The sequence below is a fragment of the Bradyrhizobium sp. CCBAU 25360 genome (assembly GCF_028128695.1).
Lineage (GTDB): Bacteria > Pseudomonadota > Alphaproteobacteria > Rhizobiales > Xanthobacteraceae > Bradyrhizobium > Bradyrhizobium ottawaense.
On record NZ_LBJA01000029.1, the window covers coordinates 36,305 to 52,108 of the forward strand.

The 15,804-nt window shown below is 65.7% G+C and carries 18 protein-coding genes; 12 read left to right on the plus strand and 6 right to left on the minus strand.

Annotated elements, in window-relative coordinates; all coding sequences use genetic code 11:
• Positions 1 to 227 precede the first annotated feature (227 nt).
• On the plus strand, positions 228 to 428 hold the full coding sequence (locus XH81_RS06670; RefSeq protein WP_038949958.1) for a hypothetical protein: 201 nt from the start codon (positions 228 to 230) through the stop codon (positions 426 to 428).
• Positions 429 to 607: 179 nt separating this feature from the next.
• Here the strand turns inward: XH81_RS06670 and XH81_RS06675 are convergent, their stop codons facing one another.
• Positions 608 to 892, minus strand: a complete 285-nt coding sequence (locus XH81_RS06675) for a hypothetical protein (protein ID WP_028140551.1) — start codon at positions 890 to 892, stop codon at positions 608 to 610.
• 302 nt (positions 893 to 1,194) lie between these two features.
• Between XH81_RS06675 and XH81_RS06680 the strand changes: the two genes are divergently transcribed.
• The 4 genes from XH81_RS06680 to XH81_RS06695 all read left to right on the plus strand — a co-directional run bounded on the left by XH81_RS06680 (position 1,195) and on the right by XH81_RS06695 (position 3,641).
• On the plus strand, positions 1,195 to 1,401 hold the full coding sequence (locus tag XH81_RS06680) for a hypothetical protein (RefSeq protein ID WP_028140550.1): 207 nt from the start codon (positions 1,195 to 1,197) through the stop codon (positions 1,399 to 1,401).
• 2 nt (positions 1,402 to 1,403) lie between these two features.
• Complete coding sequence (locus XH81_RS06685) at positions 1,404 to 1,604, plus strand: hypothetical protein (RefSeq protein WP_038972887.1); 201 nt, start codon at positions 1,404 to 1,406, stop codon at positions 1,602 to 1,604.
• A 64-nt stretch (positions 1,605 to 1,668) separates the two neighbouring features.
• Positions 1,669 to 2,745 (plus strand): flavodoxin family protein, encoded by a 1,077-nt coding sequence (locus tag XH81_RS06690; protein ID WP_028140548.1) that lies wholly within the window; start codon positions 1,669 to 1,671, stop codon positions 2,743 to 2,745.
• A complete protein-coding gene (locus XH81_RS06695) occupies positions 2,742 to 3,641 on the plus strand; it encodes an NAD(P)/FAD-dependent oxidoreductase (RefSeq protein ID WP_028140547.1) in 900 nt (299 codons plus the stop codon). The genes XH81_RS06690 and XH81_RS06695 overlap by 4 nt, the downstream gene beginning before the upstream one ends.
• An 81-nt stretch (positions 3,642 to 3,722) precedes the next feature.
• Here the strand turns inward: XH81_RS06695 and XH81_RS06700 are convergent, their stop codons facing one another.
• The gene (locus tag XH81_RS06700; protein ID WP_028140546.1) at positions 3,723 to 4,661 is read right to left on the minus strand and encodes a GlxA family transcriptional regulator; all 939 of its coding nucleotides are present in this window, start codon (positions 4,659 to 4,661) and stop codon (positions 3,723 to 3,725) included.
• Positions 4,662 to 4,752: 91 nt separating this feature from the next.
• Between XH81_RS06700 and XH81_RS06705 the strand changes: the two genes are divergently transcribed.
• Both XH81_RS06705 and XH81_RS06710 read left to right on the plus strand, forming a co-directional pair.
• Positions 4,753 to 5,439: a DJ-1/PfpI family protein gene (locus XH81_RS06705; RefSeq protein ID WP_028140545.1), complete on the plus strand. Its 687-nt coding sequence runs from the start codon at positions 4,753 to 4,755 to the stop codon at positions 5,437 to 5,439.
• Between the two features lie 166 nt (positions 5,440 to 5,605).
• Positions 5,606 to 6,820: an ABC transporter substrate-binding protein gene (locus XH81_RS06710; protein WP_028140544.1), complete on the plus strand. Its 1,215-nt coding sequence runs from the start codon at positions 5,606 to 5,608 to the stop codon at positions 6,818 to 6,820.
• A gap of 33 nt (positions 6,821 to 6,853) precedes the next feature.
• On the opposite strand, the gene XH81_RS06715 is transcribed toward XH81_RS06710, so the two are convergent.
• Positions 6,854 to 7,111: a hypothetical protein gene (locus XH81_RS06715; RefSeq protein ID WP_028140543.1), complete on the minus strand. Its 258-nt coding sequence runs from the start codon at positions 7,109 to 7,111 to the stop codon at positions 6,854 to 6,856.
• A gap of 273 nt (positions 7,112 to 7,384) precedes the next feature.
• Between XH81_RS06715 and XH81_RS06720 the strand changes: the two genes are divergently transcribed.
• Positions 7,385 to 7,759, plus strand: a complete 375-nt coding sequence (locus tag XH81_RS06720; RefSeq protein ID WP_018320591.1) for a hypothetical protein — start codon at positions 7,385 to 7,387, stop codon at positions 7,757 to 7,759.
• Positions 7,760 to 7,766: 7 nt separating this feature from the next.
• On the opposite strand, the gene XH81_RS06725 is transcribed toward XH81_RS06720, so the two are convergent.
• Positions 7,767 to 9,044 carry a polysaccharide deacetylase family protein gene (locus tag XH81_RS06725; RefSeq protein WP_038972881.1) on the minus strand — a complete coding sequence of 426 codons (1,278 nt, stop codon included), beginning with the start codon at positions 9,042 to 9,044 and terminating at the stop codon, positions 7,767 to 7,769.
• A gap of 178 nt (positions 9,045 to 9,222) precedes the next feature.
• Positions 9,223 to 9,993, minus strand: coding sequence for a polysaccharide deacetylase family protein (locus XH81_RS06730; RefSeq protein WP_038949951.1), 771 nt, complete (start codon positions 9,991 to 9,993; stop codon positions 9,223 to 9,225).
• Positions 9,994 to 10,108: 115 nt separating this feature from the next.
• Between XH81_RS06730 and mgtE the strand changes: the two genes are divergently transcribed.
• From mgtE to XH81_RS06750, 4 genes are all read left to right on the plus strand, one after another.
• The gene (mgtE, locus tag XH81_RS06735) at positions 10,109 to 11,530 is read left to right on the plus strand and encodes a magnesium transporter (RefSeq protein WP_028140540.1); all 1,422 of its coding nucleotides are present in this window, start codon (positions 10,109 to 10,111) and stop codon (positions 11,528 to 11,530) included.
• Between the two features lie 173 nt (positions 11,531 to 11,703).
• The gene (locus XH81_RS06740) at positions 11,704 to 12,021 is read left to right on the plus strand and encodes a helix-turn-helix domain-containing protein (RefSeq protein WP_038949950.1); all 318 of its coding nucleotides are present in this window, start codon (positions 11,704 to 11,706) and stop codon (positions 12,019 to 12,021) included.
• 168 nt (positions 12,022 to 12,189) lie between these two features.
• Complete coding sequence (locus XH81_RS06745) at positions 12,190 to 13,008, plus strand: aldo/keto reductase (protein WP_038949949.1); 819 nt, start codon at positions 12,190 to 12,192, stop codon at positions 13,006 to 13,008.
• Positions 13,009 to 13,057: 49 nt separating this feature from the next.
• Positions 13,058 to 14,020, plus strand: a complete 963-nt coding sequence (locus XH81_RS06750) for a hypothetical protein (RefSeq protein ID WP_038949948.1) — start codon at positions 13,058 to 13,060, stop codon at positions 14,018 to 14,020.
• Between the two features lie 1,031 nt (positions 14,021 to 15,051).
• On the opposite strand, the gene XH81_RS06755 is transcribed toward XH81_RS06750, so the two are convergent.
• A complete protein-coding gene (locus tag XH81_RS06755; protein ID WP_028143985.1) occupies positions 15,052 to 15,768 on the minus strand; it encodes a DUF599 domain-containing protein in 717 nt (238 codons plus the stop codon).
• Between the last annotated feature and the right edge of the window lie 36 nt (positions 15,769 to 15,804).

Consider the following 15,804-nt stretch of genomic DNA (forward strand, 5'->3'; position numbering starts at 1 on the left):
AATCCCAGGCGGTCCTACCACGTTCCTAAATTAGCAGATTTGGCCACCGACTAATTTAACCCATGTTACGCAAGCGAGCTTGTCTTGCAGCAGTCTCTTCCTCCTTCTGACCCCGGCAAGCAACCGTTCCGCTTCTGGAACGTTGTGGGAGCGTCGCCTATGCGCGATGACCTCAATCGGTGAGAACGCAACGGAGCGCTCCGACCCAGTGATCAGGGAGAACGCCCATGTTGACGCGGCGTCGAGTGAAGCTGACGGATCCGCTGGAGATACGTCTGGCCGTCGAAGCGGAGCGGCTGCGCGCGGAAGCCAGATCGCTTCCGCCCGGAGCGGCTCGCGACGAGATGTTGCGCAAGGCGCGCCAGGCGGAGACCGGGTCCCAGATGAGCGAGTGGCTGCGGTCGCCGGGGTTGCAGCCGCCGGATTGACGCCGGCTTGCCCTGTCCGTGTGAACGGAGCGAAGCGTGCCGCAGGTCAGGCTGCACCGCCGGGAACGGGTTAGATGTCGGCGCGTACCGATGCGCTGGTGTCGTGGGCAGAAACCGGAAAAATGAGCGCCACGTCCATCGTCCCCGTTGTGTCCGGTTGTCACCCGGCGGTGCCTTCGTCAACGCCGCTTCGCGGCTTTGGTTCGCCGGTTGTAGGGTGAGCGATTGACGGGTCGCAGCGAAATCCCCTCGCGCTGCGCCTTGCTGCGAATGGCCGCGACCGGGCGCTGAAGCTTGATGCTCATCACGCCGGTCGGCGTGTTTCCCTTCGCGAGCTGCTTCAGCTTGCTCACATCCGAGGGTGTCCAGGGCTGGCGCGCGCGGCGCTTATACGCGGGATTTGCCTTGCGCGGTCCCTTGCGGCCGATCGGTGAGCCCGGCCGCTTCCATGCTGCTTTTGCCATGACGATCCTCCTTCAAGTCCTTCTTGAACAAGCGAATCAGCAATTCGGTTCCGGCGCAGTCGATTGTCGTGACGAACGGCACGCGAGAGCGAGGGACGATGCCGTGCGGCCGTCCTCGCGCAAAATCGCGCAGCGTTAACTTTTTGAAATGCCGGAACCCGCCGTCGCGGCCGAAGCTGAAAACCATTGCCCGGCCGGGCCGCCCCCAACCGGCAAGCCACTCGAGTGACAAGAGAACCTGGGCCCCGGCGCCCGATCCCAGCCGGGGCCGATTTCCGTCCAACCGAATAGCCGTGAGTCCAATGACCGCCAAACGCAACCGCAACAAGCAGACCCGATCGCTCCAGGAGCGATTGGCCGCATTTGCCGAAAACGCCCGCGAGCGCGCGCGCAGCCTGCCGCCTGGCAGGGAGCGCGAGATGCTGCTGCGGCGCGCCAAGCAGAACGAAGTGACCTCGAACCTGACCGACTGGCTGAGCGCACCGGTCTGCACGAGACGAGGAGAATGACGATGCGCAGCTTCAAGCACTACCGCGCGTTCCAGATCGACCCGGATGGGCATGTGTTCGGATGTATCAATCTCGTCTGCGTCAATGACGAGGAGGCCAAGCGCGAGGCCGCTTCGCTCGTGCTCGGCCACCGCATCGAGCTGTGGCGGCTGGACCAGCGGATCGCGAAATTTGATGCGCCGCAGGACGTGGCGCGCCAGTAGCGGCAAGGAACCGGGTGCTGCCCCCCGGGTTGGTCGGATGATACCGACTTCGCCGGGAGCCTGCATGACGGACGCTGAAATTCGCAAAGGAATGCCGCCCGTCAAGCTGTCGCGCGAGGAGTTCGAGCGCCGCTACAAGCGTCAGTTCGTCGATCCCGCCTTTGCCCCGCTGCAGCGCGAGCTCGATGCCGTCGTCGGTGCCGCCTGGGACGCCTATAGCCATTCGCGCAAGGCGCCGTTGACGCGGAAGGCGGGCGCGGGTTTCTCCGATCCCGACTACGACATTGCCGTCGACTGGCTCGATGCGCGCGCGAAAGTCCTATCCGCGCAGCGCCGGCACGACGATGCGCAGGAGACGCCGCGCATTCTCGTCATCAACGGCTCGGCCCGCAGCGAGCACACCTGTCCCGGCGAGATGTCCAAGACCTGGCGTCTGGTCGAGCTGGCTGAACCTGTCTTCGTCGAGATGGGATTTGCCGTGGACATCCTCGATCTCTCTCGCCTGGCTTCGGAATTCGGCAAGACCATTCATCCCTGCAAATCCTGCGTCTCGACCGCGATGCCGCTCTGCCACTGGCCGTGCAGCTGCTATCCGAACTATTCGCTGGGGCAGACCGGCGACTGGATGAACGAGATCTACCCGCTGTGGGTCGCCGCGCACGGCATCCTGATCGTGACCCCGGTGAATTGGTACCACGTGCCTTCCGGGCTCAAGGCGATGATGGACCGCATGGTCTGCGCCGACGGCGGCAATCCCGATCCGACCTCGACGCATGGCAAGAAGGCCGACGCGGCCAAGGCGATGGAGCTGAAGGGCTGGCCCTATCCGCGCCATCTCGCCGGCCGCCATTTCGGCGTGGTCGTTCATGGCGATGCCGTCGGTGCCGAGGGCGTGCGCCGCGCCTTGTCGGACTGGCTGACCGACATGCAGCTGATCTCGGCGGGCCGCTTCGCCGAGCTCGACGGCTATGTCGGCTACATGGAGCCATATGCCGTTTCGCATCGCGAGCTCGATGACGACGGGGAATTCCAGCAGGAGGTGCAGAACGCGGCGCGCGCGCTCGGCAACGCAGTCCGGCTGGCCAGGAGCGGGTGCCTCCAGGAGCCCGGGACCGGGTTGCAGGACCCGAATCCCAAATGACCGGCGCGCGGTTTGATTGCCTGGTCGTCGGCGGCGGCCCCGCCGGGCTGATGGCCGCGATCTATCTGGCGCGCTTCCGCCGCAGCGTCTGCGTCGTGGACACTGGCGCCAGCCGTGCCGCGCTGATCCCCCGCAGCCACAACGTTCCCGGCTTCGTCCACGGGCTATCAGGTTCTGACTTGATCGCGCGCATGTCGGCGCAGTTGGGCGAGCTCGCCGTCGAGCGCGTGGAAGCCGAGATCACCGCCTTGCAGCGGCGCGGCAACGGCTTTCAGGCGGTCTGGAACGGTGGCGCGCTTGAGGCCACCACCGTCATCCTCGCCAGCGGCATCGTCGACAGCCATCCGCCGTTCGAGCAATGGCGCGCCGCGGTCGCGGACGGGCTGCTGCGCTATTGTCCCGTCTGCGACGCCTTCGAGGTGATCGGCCGCCGCATCGGCATTGTCGGCCCGCTTGGCCGGGCCGCCGGCAAGGCGCTGTTCCTGCGCGGCTATTCGCGCGAGGTGACGCTGCTCGCAACCGGACAGGATGACGAGGAGAGCGCGATAGCGGAGCTGGAAGAGGCCGGCGTCGACATCGTGTTGGCGCCCGACCTGCGCTTGCGGCGGAGGGTGGGGGGCCTCGAGGCCGTCTTGGCCGATGGCCGGACGATGCAGTTCGATACGGTCTACCCGGCGATGGGTGCCGAGGTGCGTTCGCAGCTCGCGGTCTCGCTGGGCGCCGAGCATAATGGGGAGGGCTATCTGAAGGTCGACGACCATCAGCGCACTTCGGTCGACGGCCTTTACGGCATCGGCGACGTCGTCACCGACCTGCACCAGATCTCGGTCGCATTCGGCCACGCCGCGCTTGCCGCCTGCACGATCCACCACAGCCTGCCCCGGCGCCTGGCGTGACCGGGAACGAAGGGCGCGGCTTCGCCTTGGTTGAGCGGGACGCGCGACATCGACGCGCGATGCCGGCCTGAAGGCCGCTTCTCATGCGCTTCGTGCCGCGCGTCGCAGCGACTGCGGCGGCTGACCGAAGGCGCGGATGAAGGCTCTGCGCATCCGCTCGGGGTCGCGAAAGCCGGTGGATTGGGCGACGCGCTCGATGGCCTCTCCGGAGGACTGCACCCGCTCGCGCGCCACCTCGACCCGCAAGCGCTCGACCGCCTTGGTCGGCGTGGATCCGGTCTCCGCGGTGAAGGAGCGGACGAAATGCCGTGCGCTCAATCCGGCGCGTTCGGCCAGCGCCTCGACCGTGAGATGCGCATCCAGATTCTCGCGCACCCATGAAAGAAGGCTGCCGAAGCGGCCGTTCGGCGTCTTGAGCTCGAGCAAGCTCGAGAACTGCGATTGTCCGCCGCTGCGGCGATGATAGAGCACCAGCTGCCGCGCGGTCGCTTGCGAGACCTCCTCGCCATGGTCCTGCGCGATCATGGCGAGCGCGAGATCAATCCCGGCCGTGATGCCGGCCGACGTCCATACCCGATCGTCGCGGATGAAGATCTGGTCGGGTTCGAGCCTCACCTTCGGATAGCGTCCGATGAAATCGCGGGTGCAGGACCAGTGCGTGGTGGCGCAGCGGCCGTCCAGCAGTCCCGCCTGCGCGAGAAGATAGGCGCCGTTGCAAACGCTGGCGATGCGCACGCCGCGGCTCGCCAGTCGCTGAATGAAAGCGATCGTCGTCTTGCAGCGCGCCGCGGCTTCCACGCCCTCGCCACCGGCCACGAACAGCGTCGTGACCGAGCTTGCCGATCGCAGATTGCGCGCCAGCATCTCGATGCCCGACGAGCTGCGCACGGCGCCCGCCTTCGTTGCGACCGTGATCACGCGCGGCGCATTCGGCGTGTGACGCCTGGCGATCTCGAACACCGAGATCGGACCGGCCGCATCCAGCAACTGGAATTCGGGAAAGATCAGGAAGCCGATCATGGGCGTGTCCAGAATTGAGGGAATTAAGCCATTTCGACCACAAGGCCAACATGGCAGGCTGCAACCGTCAAGCGCGTTGTCGAGGTTGGACATGTCGGGCCTGTTGCAGATCGGTCTTCTGGTTTTTCCGCGCGTCACCCAGCTCGATCTCACCGGTCCCGCCCAGGTCTTCTCCAGCCTGCCTGACGTGACGGTGCATCTGATCTGGAAACGCATCGAGCCCGTGCCGAGCGATTCCGTGATCGCGCTGATGCCGACTGTCACCTTCGCCGATTGTCCGCAGCTCGACGTGATCTGCGTCCCCGGCGGCTACGGCACCGACGAGCTGATGCTGGACGAGGACGTTCTCGCCTTTCTGCGAAAGCAGGAGAAGGGGGCGACATACGTGACCTCGGTCTGCACCGGCTCGCTGGTGCTTGGCGCCGCCGGCTTGTTGAAGGGATATCGCGCGGCCACGCACTGGACCGCGAGGGATGCATTGCCGTACTTCGGAGCCGAGCTGTCGCAGGAGAGGGTCTGCATCGACCGCAATCGCATGACGGGCGGCGGCATCACCGCCGGCATCGACTTCGCGCTCACTTTGGTGTCGATGTTGCGCGGCCGCGCCGCTGCGGAGATGATCCAGCTGCGCATGGAGTACAATCCCGCACCACCCTTTGCGGCCGGCTCGCCGGACACGGCGCCGGCGGCGATCGTCGCTGCCATGAAGGAACGGGTTGCGCCTGCGCAGGCACGGCGGCTGGAGTTCGTCAGGAAGGCCGTCCAGCGGCAGGGATAGCGAGCCAGCTTCGACCGGCCGCGCGCCGCGTGGACCGGCGCATGCGCTGTGAGCGAGGGCACATCGATCGATCATCGCGACATGCCGTCGCGATGCTGAAGCGGAGGGGGCAATGGCGCCTTGTCGTGTTGGAGAATTGCTATCGTCGCGCAGCCGGCTTTGCCGCTTGACCTTCGGCCTCATCCTGGCGCTGGGTCAGGCAGCGCTCGCCGAACGGAGCGCGGCTGCCGATTTCTCCGGTGGCGTGGTCAGGATCGGCATCATCAATGACCAGGCCGGACCGTTGTCGGACCTGGCCGGGCCCGGCTCCGTCGTCGCCGCGCGGATGGCCGTGGACGATTTTCAGCGCGCAACGCCGGGGCTGAAGGCCGAGATCGTCGTCGCCGACCATCAGAACAAGCCGGATATCGGCGCCCAGATCGTCCGCAAATGGTTCGACGTGGATGGCGTCGACATGGTCGCCGACGTCGGAAACTCCGCGGTCGCGCTCGCCATCCAGTCGATCGCACGCGACAAGAACAGGATCGTGATCTATTCGGCGGTCGGCACCACCGATATCGGCGGCAAGCAATGCTCGCGCACCGGCCTGATGTGGCTGCACGACAATTACAATCTAGTCGCCGGATCGGTCCGAAAGCTGGTGTCGCAAGGCTATGACAGCTGGTTCTTCATCGCGTCAGACTACGCGTTCGGACGCAATATGGTCGAGGTGTCCCAGCGCGTGCTGGCGGCGGCAGGGGCCAAGTCGCTCGGCGCGGTCTTTCATCCGCTCGGAAATGCCGATTACGGCTCCTTCCTGCTGCAAGCCCAGGCTTCCAAAGCCAAGGTGGTTGCGTTCGCCAATGCCGGCGAGCAGCTCGTGACCTCGATGAAGCAATGGAACGAGTTCGGAATGAATGCGGGGCCGCAGAAGGCCGTCGCCGAGCTGATGTTCCTGACCGATGTGCACGCCATGGGGGCCGAAACGGCCAAGGGCCTGACGACCGTCACTGCCTGGTATTGGGCGCTCAACGAGGAAACGCGCGCGTTCGCCCAGAGGTTCTACAAGCTTCACAACGCCATGCCGACCGCGCCGCAGGCCGCCGTCTACTCCGCCGTGTCGCAATATCTGAAAGCCGCTTCTGCGGCCGGAACGGACGAGACCAACGCTGTTCTGGAGCAGATGCGCGCGATGCCGGTCGACGATTTCTACGCGCGCGGCGCGCGGCTGCGCGCCGACAACAAGCTGGTGCATGATTTCTATCTCGTCGAGGTCAAGAAGCCCTCGGACGTGAAGACGCCGTGGGACTATTACAACGTCGTCGAGAAGATACCTGCCGAGGACGCCTTTCTGCCGCTGAGCGACAGCGAATGCCCGTTGCTCAAGACGTCACGAAACTAGCATTTGCGTCAAAGAAAGCGGCGGCCGGCCGCTTCAGCCATATTCCTCGCCGATGCCGTATTCCCGGTAGATCTCCAGCGGGTCGAGGTCGGGAAACAGGCGGCATTTGGCCTGGGCGAGGTGCAGGCTCACCGCCGCCGGCTCCTTGCCGTTCGCCAATATCTTGCGGATGTCGTCCATATGCGCGTTCGGCTGGTGCTTCGGTTCGAGCTGCTCCAGCGCGACCAGGGCGGTCGCGAGGGCCTCGGTCAGAACCCAGTCGTCGTGGCCGGTGATTCCCTTCTTCGGCATCGGCAGACCTCAGATGTGGCGGCAGCGTCCAGTCTATCGCGACTTTCGCCAAATCGCCATTGAGCCGTAGCGGGTGCGCTGCGTCAGGGCAGGCCCACCGCCATCGTCCGGCTTGCATTATGGCGGCGTGTGGCTAAAAGGCGGCGACTTGCAGTATCCTTGTTGAAACAAAGTTGGCGTAGACGGGCCGTCACAACCCAGCTCCCGGTCTGGGTCCCGATCCCGAATCTCGCAGCACGATCCGGCTGCGCACCCCTCAAGGCTCGAGCCAGCATGGTTTTTCTCAGCTTCGTCTACCGCTTCATCACCAACTTCGCGTTCATGGCGGTGGTCTATTTCAGCCTGAACTTCATGGAGAAATATCCGAACCGGGCGATCCTGGCGATCCTGGTGCTGATCTATGCCGCGATGCGTGCGGTCTCGACGCTGCGCGCGTTCTACTTCTTCCAGAAGATCGAGAAGCTGGAAGCCGAGACGCGGCGGCTTCAGGGCCCGATCAATGACGGCTCCGGGGGAACGAATGCGCGCAAGCAGGTGGTCGCCGACGTGGCCCGGCTGCGCCGCGACGGCGAGCTCAAGTCCTATATGGACCTGTTCTTCCTGGCGCTGATCGTGCTGCTCTGCGTCGCCGCCATCATGCGGCAATAGGTAGGGACTAAGCGCGCTTCTTCAGACTGGCGATGCGGGTCGAGCGCGGCGTGGCGCTCTTGGCCTGCGCGGCAGGCTTGGGTGCGGCCGGTGCCGCATGCGCGGTGTGCCGAACCTGGGACTTGGCCGTCTTGCCCTTTGCCGCCTTGCCCCTGGCCGCATGCGGCGTCTCGGCCGCCATTGCCAGCCGGGTCGCGGCACGCCGCGACAATGTCGTCGACAGCAGCACCTCGACCGAGCCTTCCGGGATCGCAAACAGCGCGCGGCCGGGCACGGGCAGGGCGGACGCGACGTCCATCTGACCCTTGGTCCGGCGCGGCAGCAGCGGCTGATGCTCGGTCCGCGCATTGAGGTCGGCGAGCGAGGGCGCCGGCAGCGTCCTGGTCTGCGTGAACACGAAGCTCGGAACGGAAGGCCAGCGCGCGATCGGCACGGTCTCGGTCGGCGGATGCAGCAGCCATTCCACCGGCGTGGTCGGCGTCGCTGGCCGGTCGGCGGTCGCGGGCACAACATGCACGATGCGATAGCCGCGCGCTTTGAGGTCGCGGATGATTTTTGGCAGCGCCGCCACCGTCCGCGCCTGGATGTCGTGCAGCAACAGGATGCCCTTGCCCTTGGCCTCCAGCCGCTGGATCGCGAGCTGATAGACGCGGTCGGAGGACACATGGCGCCAGTCGTCGGCCGGGAAGTCAGCGCTCCACACCTGGATGCCGCGCGAGATCAGATGATGCTCGACGCCTTCGGCGCGCATCAGGCCGGGAATGCGGAAGAACGGCGCCAGCTTGGACGGATCGGTCATCGCGGCCGAGGTCCACTCGATGCCGCCATTGATCTCGGCCTCGGCCTTCTCGATCGGCATCCGGTCGAAGGTCAGCGGATGGTTCATGCTGTGGGTGCCGACCGTGTGGCCCGCCGCCACCAGCTTGCGCACGCCTTCGGGGTTCGCCTTGGCCTGGCTGCCGATGATGAAGAAGGTCGCCTTGATGCACTCGTCGTCGAGCATCTTGAGGACCTGGTTGGAATATTTCGGCAGCGGACCGTCGTCGAAGGTAAGGACGACCTCATGATCCCTGAGCGGCAGCGTCTCGCGGTACTGCATGGTGCCGATCAGCGGATGCTCGCGCGGATCGACCACCAGGGTGCGGGACGTCCCGAGCGCGTCGGGATGGCCCGGGCAGTCGGCTGCAAGCGCCGCCGGCGATCCGATGGTCGAACATCCAAGGAATCCGCCGAGGCAAAGGACGATCCACGATCGCGTCCGCAAGACAACGCTACTTCCGATCATGAACCCCGTCTGCCCTCATGTGCGATTGCCGCCATAGTAGGTCGGAGACATCAGGAAACGGTTCAGGCCAAAGAACCTTTCCCGTCACAAAGTCCCCATCCATTTGCATGGGGTATCATGAACAGAGTGTTAATAGGGCCCAAATCACCCCATTTTGCGCCGGCGTGACATTCCGGCATCAGCGCGCATCGGCATTCTTCTGCGGGCCTGCCGGCGCGATGTGGACCACCCGATAGCCGTTCTCCCTCAGATACCGCAGGAAGGCCGGCATGATCGCCGCGGTGCGCGCCTTGGGGTCGTGGAAGAGGACGATGCCCTTGCCGCTAGCTGCGAGGCGCTCCGTGACCAGCTTCAATTCCTGCTCCGGCGTCATCTCGTTCCAGTCGCTGGCCCAGAGGTCCGCGCCGAACACGACGATGCCACGGGATTGGAGCAGGTCGAGCTGCGCTTGCGTCCCCTGGAAATAGGGAAAGCGGAAGAACGGCGTCGAAGGCGTCGCCGTCGAGCTGCCGTGCAGCGCCATCTCGACGGCCGCGACGCCGCGGTCGACCTCGCTCTTGGCCTTGTCGAACGGGATCCGCGCCATGAACGGATGCGAGAAAGTGTGGTGGCCGATGGTGTGGCCCTCGCGGGCGATGCGCTTGACCATGTCGGGATGCTGGCTGGCGTGGAGGCCGATCAGGAAGAAGGTCGCGCGCACGCATTCCTGCGCCAGCGCCGCCAGCACCTTCGACGTCGTCGGCGGGTTCGGCCCGTCGTCGAAGGTCAGCACGACCTCGTGATCGGCCAGCGCAAGCGTCTGCGGAAAGCTCTTCAAGCCCACGCGCGGCGTGGTCTTGGCATCGACGCTCAGCACGCGCGAAGTGCCGAGCGCGTCCTTGCGCGGACACTCAGCGGCCACGGCCGAAGCGACGCCGATCAAGGCCGCGAGGGCCGCGCCCGATGACATCGAGGTCCACCTCAGTCGAAGCATCTTTGTCATTGCGCTCGGAGTTGCCTTGTGGGTATTGCCTGACCGTCAGCCCAGACCATTCGTTCCAACCTGTCAAACGGCGAGGCGCGCCATGGATGAACATATGGACGTTGCCCGATCCGCCGCGGACTCGGTACTCGACCACGTGCCGATGCGCAATGAAGACGGCGATATCAGGCACGAATTCGTCGAGGAGGTCGCCCATGCGATCGAGGCCGGCGACAGCGCCTCGCTGCGCGCCTGCGTCGCCGAGCTGCACGAGGCCGATCTCGGCGATCTCATCGGCGCTCTGGAGCCCGACGACCGCGTCCGCCTGGTCGAGCTGACCGGGCGCGATTTCGACTTCTCCGCGCTGAACGAGCTCGACGAGGGCGTGCGCGAGGAGATCCTCGAGGAACTGCCGCCGGAGACCGTCGCGGAAGGTGTTCGCGAACTCGAATCCGACGACGCCGTCGAGCTGCTCGAGACCCTCGACCAGGCCGAGCAGGAGGAGATCCTCGAGAAGCTGCCGCTCAAGGAGCGCGTCGCGCTCGAACGCAGCCTGCTGTATCCCGAGAATTCCGCGGGCCGCCGGATGCAGACCGAGTTCATCGCGGTGCCCCAGGATTTCACCGTCGGGCAGGCGATCGACTACATGCGCGAGACGCCGGATCTGCCCGACCGCTTCTACGAGATCTACGTCGTCGACAAGGACCAGCACTGGCAGGGCGCAGTCCCCCTCGACGTGCTGCTGCGCGCGCGCCGGCCGGTGCCGCTCACCGAGCTCACCGACGAGGACCGCCGCCGCGTCTCCGTCCTGGAGGACCAGGAAGAGGTCGCGCGCATGTTCGGCAAGTATAATCTCGTCGCAGCTCCCGTGCTCGACACCCAGGACCGCCTGGTCGGCGTCATCACGGTCGACGACGTCGTCGACGTCATCGAGGAGGAGGCGGACGAGGACCTCAAGGCGCTCGGCGGCGTCACCAGCGACGAAGAGCTGTCGGATACGTTCCTGACGATTGCGCGCGCGCGGTTCAACTGGCTGCTGGTCAATCTCGCCACCGCCTTCCTGGCGTCCTCGGTGCTCGGCCTGTTCGAGGGCCAGCTGGAGAAGATGGTCGCGCTCGCCGTGCTGGCGCCGATCGTGGCGAGCCAGGGCGGGAACGCCGCGACCCAGACCATGACGGTGGCGGTGCGGGCGCTGGCGACGCGCGAGCTGGGCTCCTCCAATGCCTGGCGCGTGGTGATGCGCGAGGCGCTGGTCGGTCTCGTCAACGGGCTCGCCTTCGCCGTGATCACGGGGATTGCGGCGGTGGCCTGGTTCAAGATCCCCGGCCTCGGCATCGTCATCGGCCTGGCGATGGTGTGCAACCTCATCGCCGGTGCGCTCGGCGGCATCCTGATCCCGATGGCGCTCGAACGCGTCAGGGCCGACCCCGCGGTGGCGTCGGGCACGTTCGTCACCACGGTGACGGATGTGGTCGGGTTCTTCTCGTTCCTCGGCATCGCGACGCTCTGGTTCGGGCTGAGGTAGGTTTCACCCCAACGTCATTCCGGGGCGCGCCTCTTGGCGCGAGCCCGGAATCCATTTTTCCGCATCGCTTGCAGCCTGATGGATTCCGGGCTCGCGCTTCGCGCGCCCCGGAATGACAATCATCTTTAATCCGAACTTAAGCGACCTGCCGCATCATCGCCTCGCTTGGGGGAATGAGCATGCGGTTGCGGCTGAAGGCGGACGGACGGGTCGTTGAGTTGCGGGATGGACAGGAATTTCCGGTCCAGCCGTCTCCGGTCGAGCCCACGGCCAATGCCGCGCCGGCCGACGCCAACCCGCTCGCGGTGCGCGATTTGCGTCGCCGCGCCTGCCTGACCCAGATGGAGTTCGCCGCCAAGCTCGGCGTTCCCGTCGAGACCATCCGCAACTGGGAGCAGGGCAAGCGGGCGCCGCGGGGACCGGCCCGCGCGCTGCTCGCGGTGATCGCGCACGCCCCGGATACGGTGTTCCAGGCGCTCGCCAAAGCCTGACGCCAAAGCCCGACGTCGAGGGCGGCCGGGCCCTGACGCGAACCTCCTGTTAGCATTGCGCCAAATATCCCGCTGAACTGCCGCGGCCTTCCGTTGGCAGCGTCATGGGCCGGGTCCATAATGAGGCCTGATGACGTCAGGGGCTGCCGCAACGGAAGAGGAGTCCTCATGCTGTTCGTCGAGGCCAATGGCGCAAAAATCCCGGCGATCGGACTCGGGACCTGGGAGCTGAGCGGAAGACCTGCCGCGCGCGTGGTCGAGCAGGCGCTGCGGTTCGGCTATCGCCACATCGACACCGCGCAGGTCTACGAGAATGAACGCGAGGTCGGCGACGGCTTGCGCGCCTCGGGCGTGCGCCGGGACGACATCTTCCTCACCACCAAGGTCTGGACCAACCATTTCGCGCCCCACGATCTCGAGCGCTCGGTCAAGGAGAGCCTGGCTCGGTTGCGGCTTCCCTCCGTCGATCTGCTGCTGCTGCACTGGCCCAATTCGCATGTGCCGCTGGCGGAGACGCTCGGCGCGCTGTCGCATGCGAAGACCATGGGCCTGACCCGCCACATCGGCGTCTCCAATTTCACGGTGGCGCTGATCGAGCAGGCGGTCGCGCTGTCGCCTGAGCCGCTGGTCTGCAACCAGGTCGAATACCACCCTTATCTCGATCAGGCGAAGGTGAGGGCGGCCTGCGACCAGCATGGCCTTGCGCTCGTCGCCTACAGCCCGATCGCCAAGGGACGCATCAAGTCCGACCAGAGGCTGGCCGAGATCGGACGCGTCCACCGCAAGACGCCGGCGCAGGTCTGCCTGCGCTGGCTGGTGCAACAGAATGTCGCTGCGATCCCGCGCACCTCGCGCATCGAACGCCTGTCTGAAAACATCGAGATCTTCGATTTCGAGCTGTCGGAGGACGAGATGAGCCGGATCGCCGCACTCGCCAGTCCGAAGGGTCGCCTGACCGACTTCGGCTTCGCCCCGAAATGGGATTGAGAGGGGGCTGGGGTATGCTAGGACCGCGACGGCAACCCAAGATCGGTCGATGGAACTGCGGAAGATCATACGGACGGACATTGCGGCGTCAGCAATCGCGCATCTGACGCTGGTGGCGCTGATCATCGTGATCAGCGAGGTCCATCCGTTTCGCAGCCAGCCGCCGGAGACCGTGACCGTCGACATCGTCACGCCGGAGCAGGTGAAGGAAGAGATCAAGGAGCAGGAGACGAAGGAGGCGGCCAAGGAGAAGCCGCCGGAGCCAACGCCCGATCTGAAACTGCCGAAGCTTGATTTCACCGACCAGTCCGAAGCGGCGGGCAAGCCCGCGGCCAAGCAGCAGGACGCGGCACCGTCGTCGCAGCAGACGCCACCTGAACCGCAGCAGAAGCAGCCGCAGCCGCAACCCTCGCCGGCGCCGAAGCAGCGTGAGGCCAACGTGCAGCCTCAACCTCAACAGCCACAGCCGTCGCAACAGCCGCCGCCCCAACCGCAGCAACAACCGCCGCCCCAGCCACCGATGCAGCCGCCGCCTCAAGCGATGCAGCAGCCGGAGGCCGCGCCGCCGCCGGCCTATCAGGCTCCGCAGCCTGACGTCACCGTCAAGTACGGCGTCATGCTGGGCCTGCCGCCGGAATTGCCGCCGGAGCTGCCGAAAGACACCCCCAAGGACGATGGCGGCGATGCCAAGGATTCGATCGCAGCCAAGCTGCCGCAGGAAGTCATCGCCGCGCTTCGTCGCCATTTGCGCAGCTGTGCGAAATTGCCGGCCGGACTCAGCCCCACCGACGCCGTTCGCATCAAGCTGCGCACGGTGTTTGCGACCGACGGCACGCTGGCGCGCGAGCCGATCCTGATCGAGGCTCCGCCGTCCGCGAAAGGCGTGGCGCTCGTGAAGTCCGCCATGAGCGCGCTCCAGAACTGCCAACCTTACAAGATGCTGCCGGCAAATCTGTACGGGGAATGGAAGATCATGGACCTGCCGTTCAGCCCGCGGGATTTCGGATCGTAGCTCTTGTAGCCCGTTGGCTCCATCGGGGCTACGCGATCGTGCCTGTGTCGCGCTCTGTCAATCCATCCCGCCAAAAATATTCCACTTTACCGAAATTCGGTTTCGGCGTATGTGTCGTCCATCCCGGCTCACCAAGAGGGGCGATCATGTGTCGTCACGCATCGCGAGCCGGGCTTGCGGTGGACGCGGCAGCGTCGGCACGAGAGGCGCGGGCAGGGCGGGTAGTCCCTGTGAGCCCGAGGCTTCGTGCGACGAGCGGCGCTGCTAGGCTTCGTCTCGTCTGTAAGTTTCCGGCTTCGTCGACAGGGCCAGGAAAAACTGCGGCGAAATGGCGGGCCGTGCGTACGGCAAAACCGTGTGGTCCTGGCCGTCGTTGCCACGGTCAAGTCCTTGCGAAGGTGCGAGCGAGCCCAACCGGGCAGACTGCATCATCCAATTCGCGGGGCGAGGGAGGCCAGAAGGAATGGTCGGCTCCCGGGAGATCACGGCATAAGCCGTACGACCATCGCGCAGGGAAGGCCGAGTGATCGGCACCACCTGTATGCTGCTGTGCGGTTCTTTCTGCGTGTGCTTTTCGCGCAGCGGACCGCGGGTGCGAGCTGGCACCCGGCCTTCCCTGCGCCCTCTTGGCTAATGAGGGTACGAGATGAAGCAAAGCTCGGGCGAAACGCGCCGCGAGAATGCGAAGGCGTGTCTGCGAGCTGAGCTGCGTGCCACAAACTCGATCTCGCAGGGTGGGCAAAGCGGAAGCGTGCCCACGCCTTGTTGCTTATGGAGAGAGATCGTGGGCACGGCGCTATGCGCCTTTGCCCACTCTACGGCACTGCCGCTGGGATGCGCACTGGCGCATTGTAATGACGGTGGAGAGCGCGCGCGCCACTCACCGCTCTCGTGCCCCGGACGCGGCGCAGCACGAAGTGGTGCGCTGCAGAGCCGGGGCCCATCCATCCGCATCGCGCCGTGTTGCCCTGGGTCCCGGCTCTGCGCCGCAACACTCGCGCGTTGCAGCTTGTCCGGGACACGGGAGCGCCTCAATGACCGCGCTTCATCGCCTCATCGCCATCCGCCACCTCCGGCGCCATCGCGGCCCACGCGCTCGATGCGAATTGCCGGCGCCAGGTCACGACCACCACGGCCGCCGTGGTCACGAACAGCAGCCAGGGGCTGACGAACCAGCCGAGATAGCCGAGCGCGAAGAAGAAGGCGCGCTGGCCGCGGTTGAAGTGGCGGCCGGCAGATTCGAACAGGCGCGTGGTGCGGATGACATGGGCCTCCGCCTCCGGCGTGTCGCGCCGCTCGGCCGGGGGCATGCCGCCGAACAGGATCGCGACATAGTTGAACAGGCGATAGGACCAGGCGAATTTGAAGAAGGCGTAGACGCAGATCAGCACGAGGCCGACGCATTTCAACTCCCACATCGCCGGCGACGTGCTGAGGTCGATCGGCAGCTTGCTCAAAATCGTGATCGCGTCGTTGGTGGCGTGCAGCAGCGCCAGCGCGCCGCCGAGCGCGATCAGGCTGGTCGAGGCGAAGAAAGCGGTTCCGTTCTGCAGCGAGGCCATGATCTGCATGTCGACCATGCGCGTCTCGCGGTCGAGCAGCCGGCGCACCCAGACCTCGCGATAGCGGTTCATGCGCGCCGACAGGCTGTCGCGGCCGTAGGCCGAATGCTCCAGCGTCAGGGCATAGACCAGCCATTCGATGATGAAGAAGCCGACCGCGGTGATGTCGACCCAGTGCCTGCTCATGTCTGTCTCATGTCCGTCTCTTGTCCGTCTCTTGGC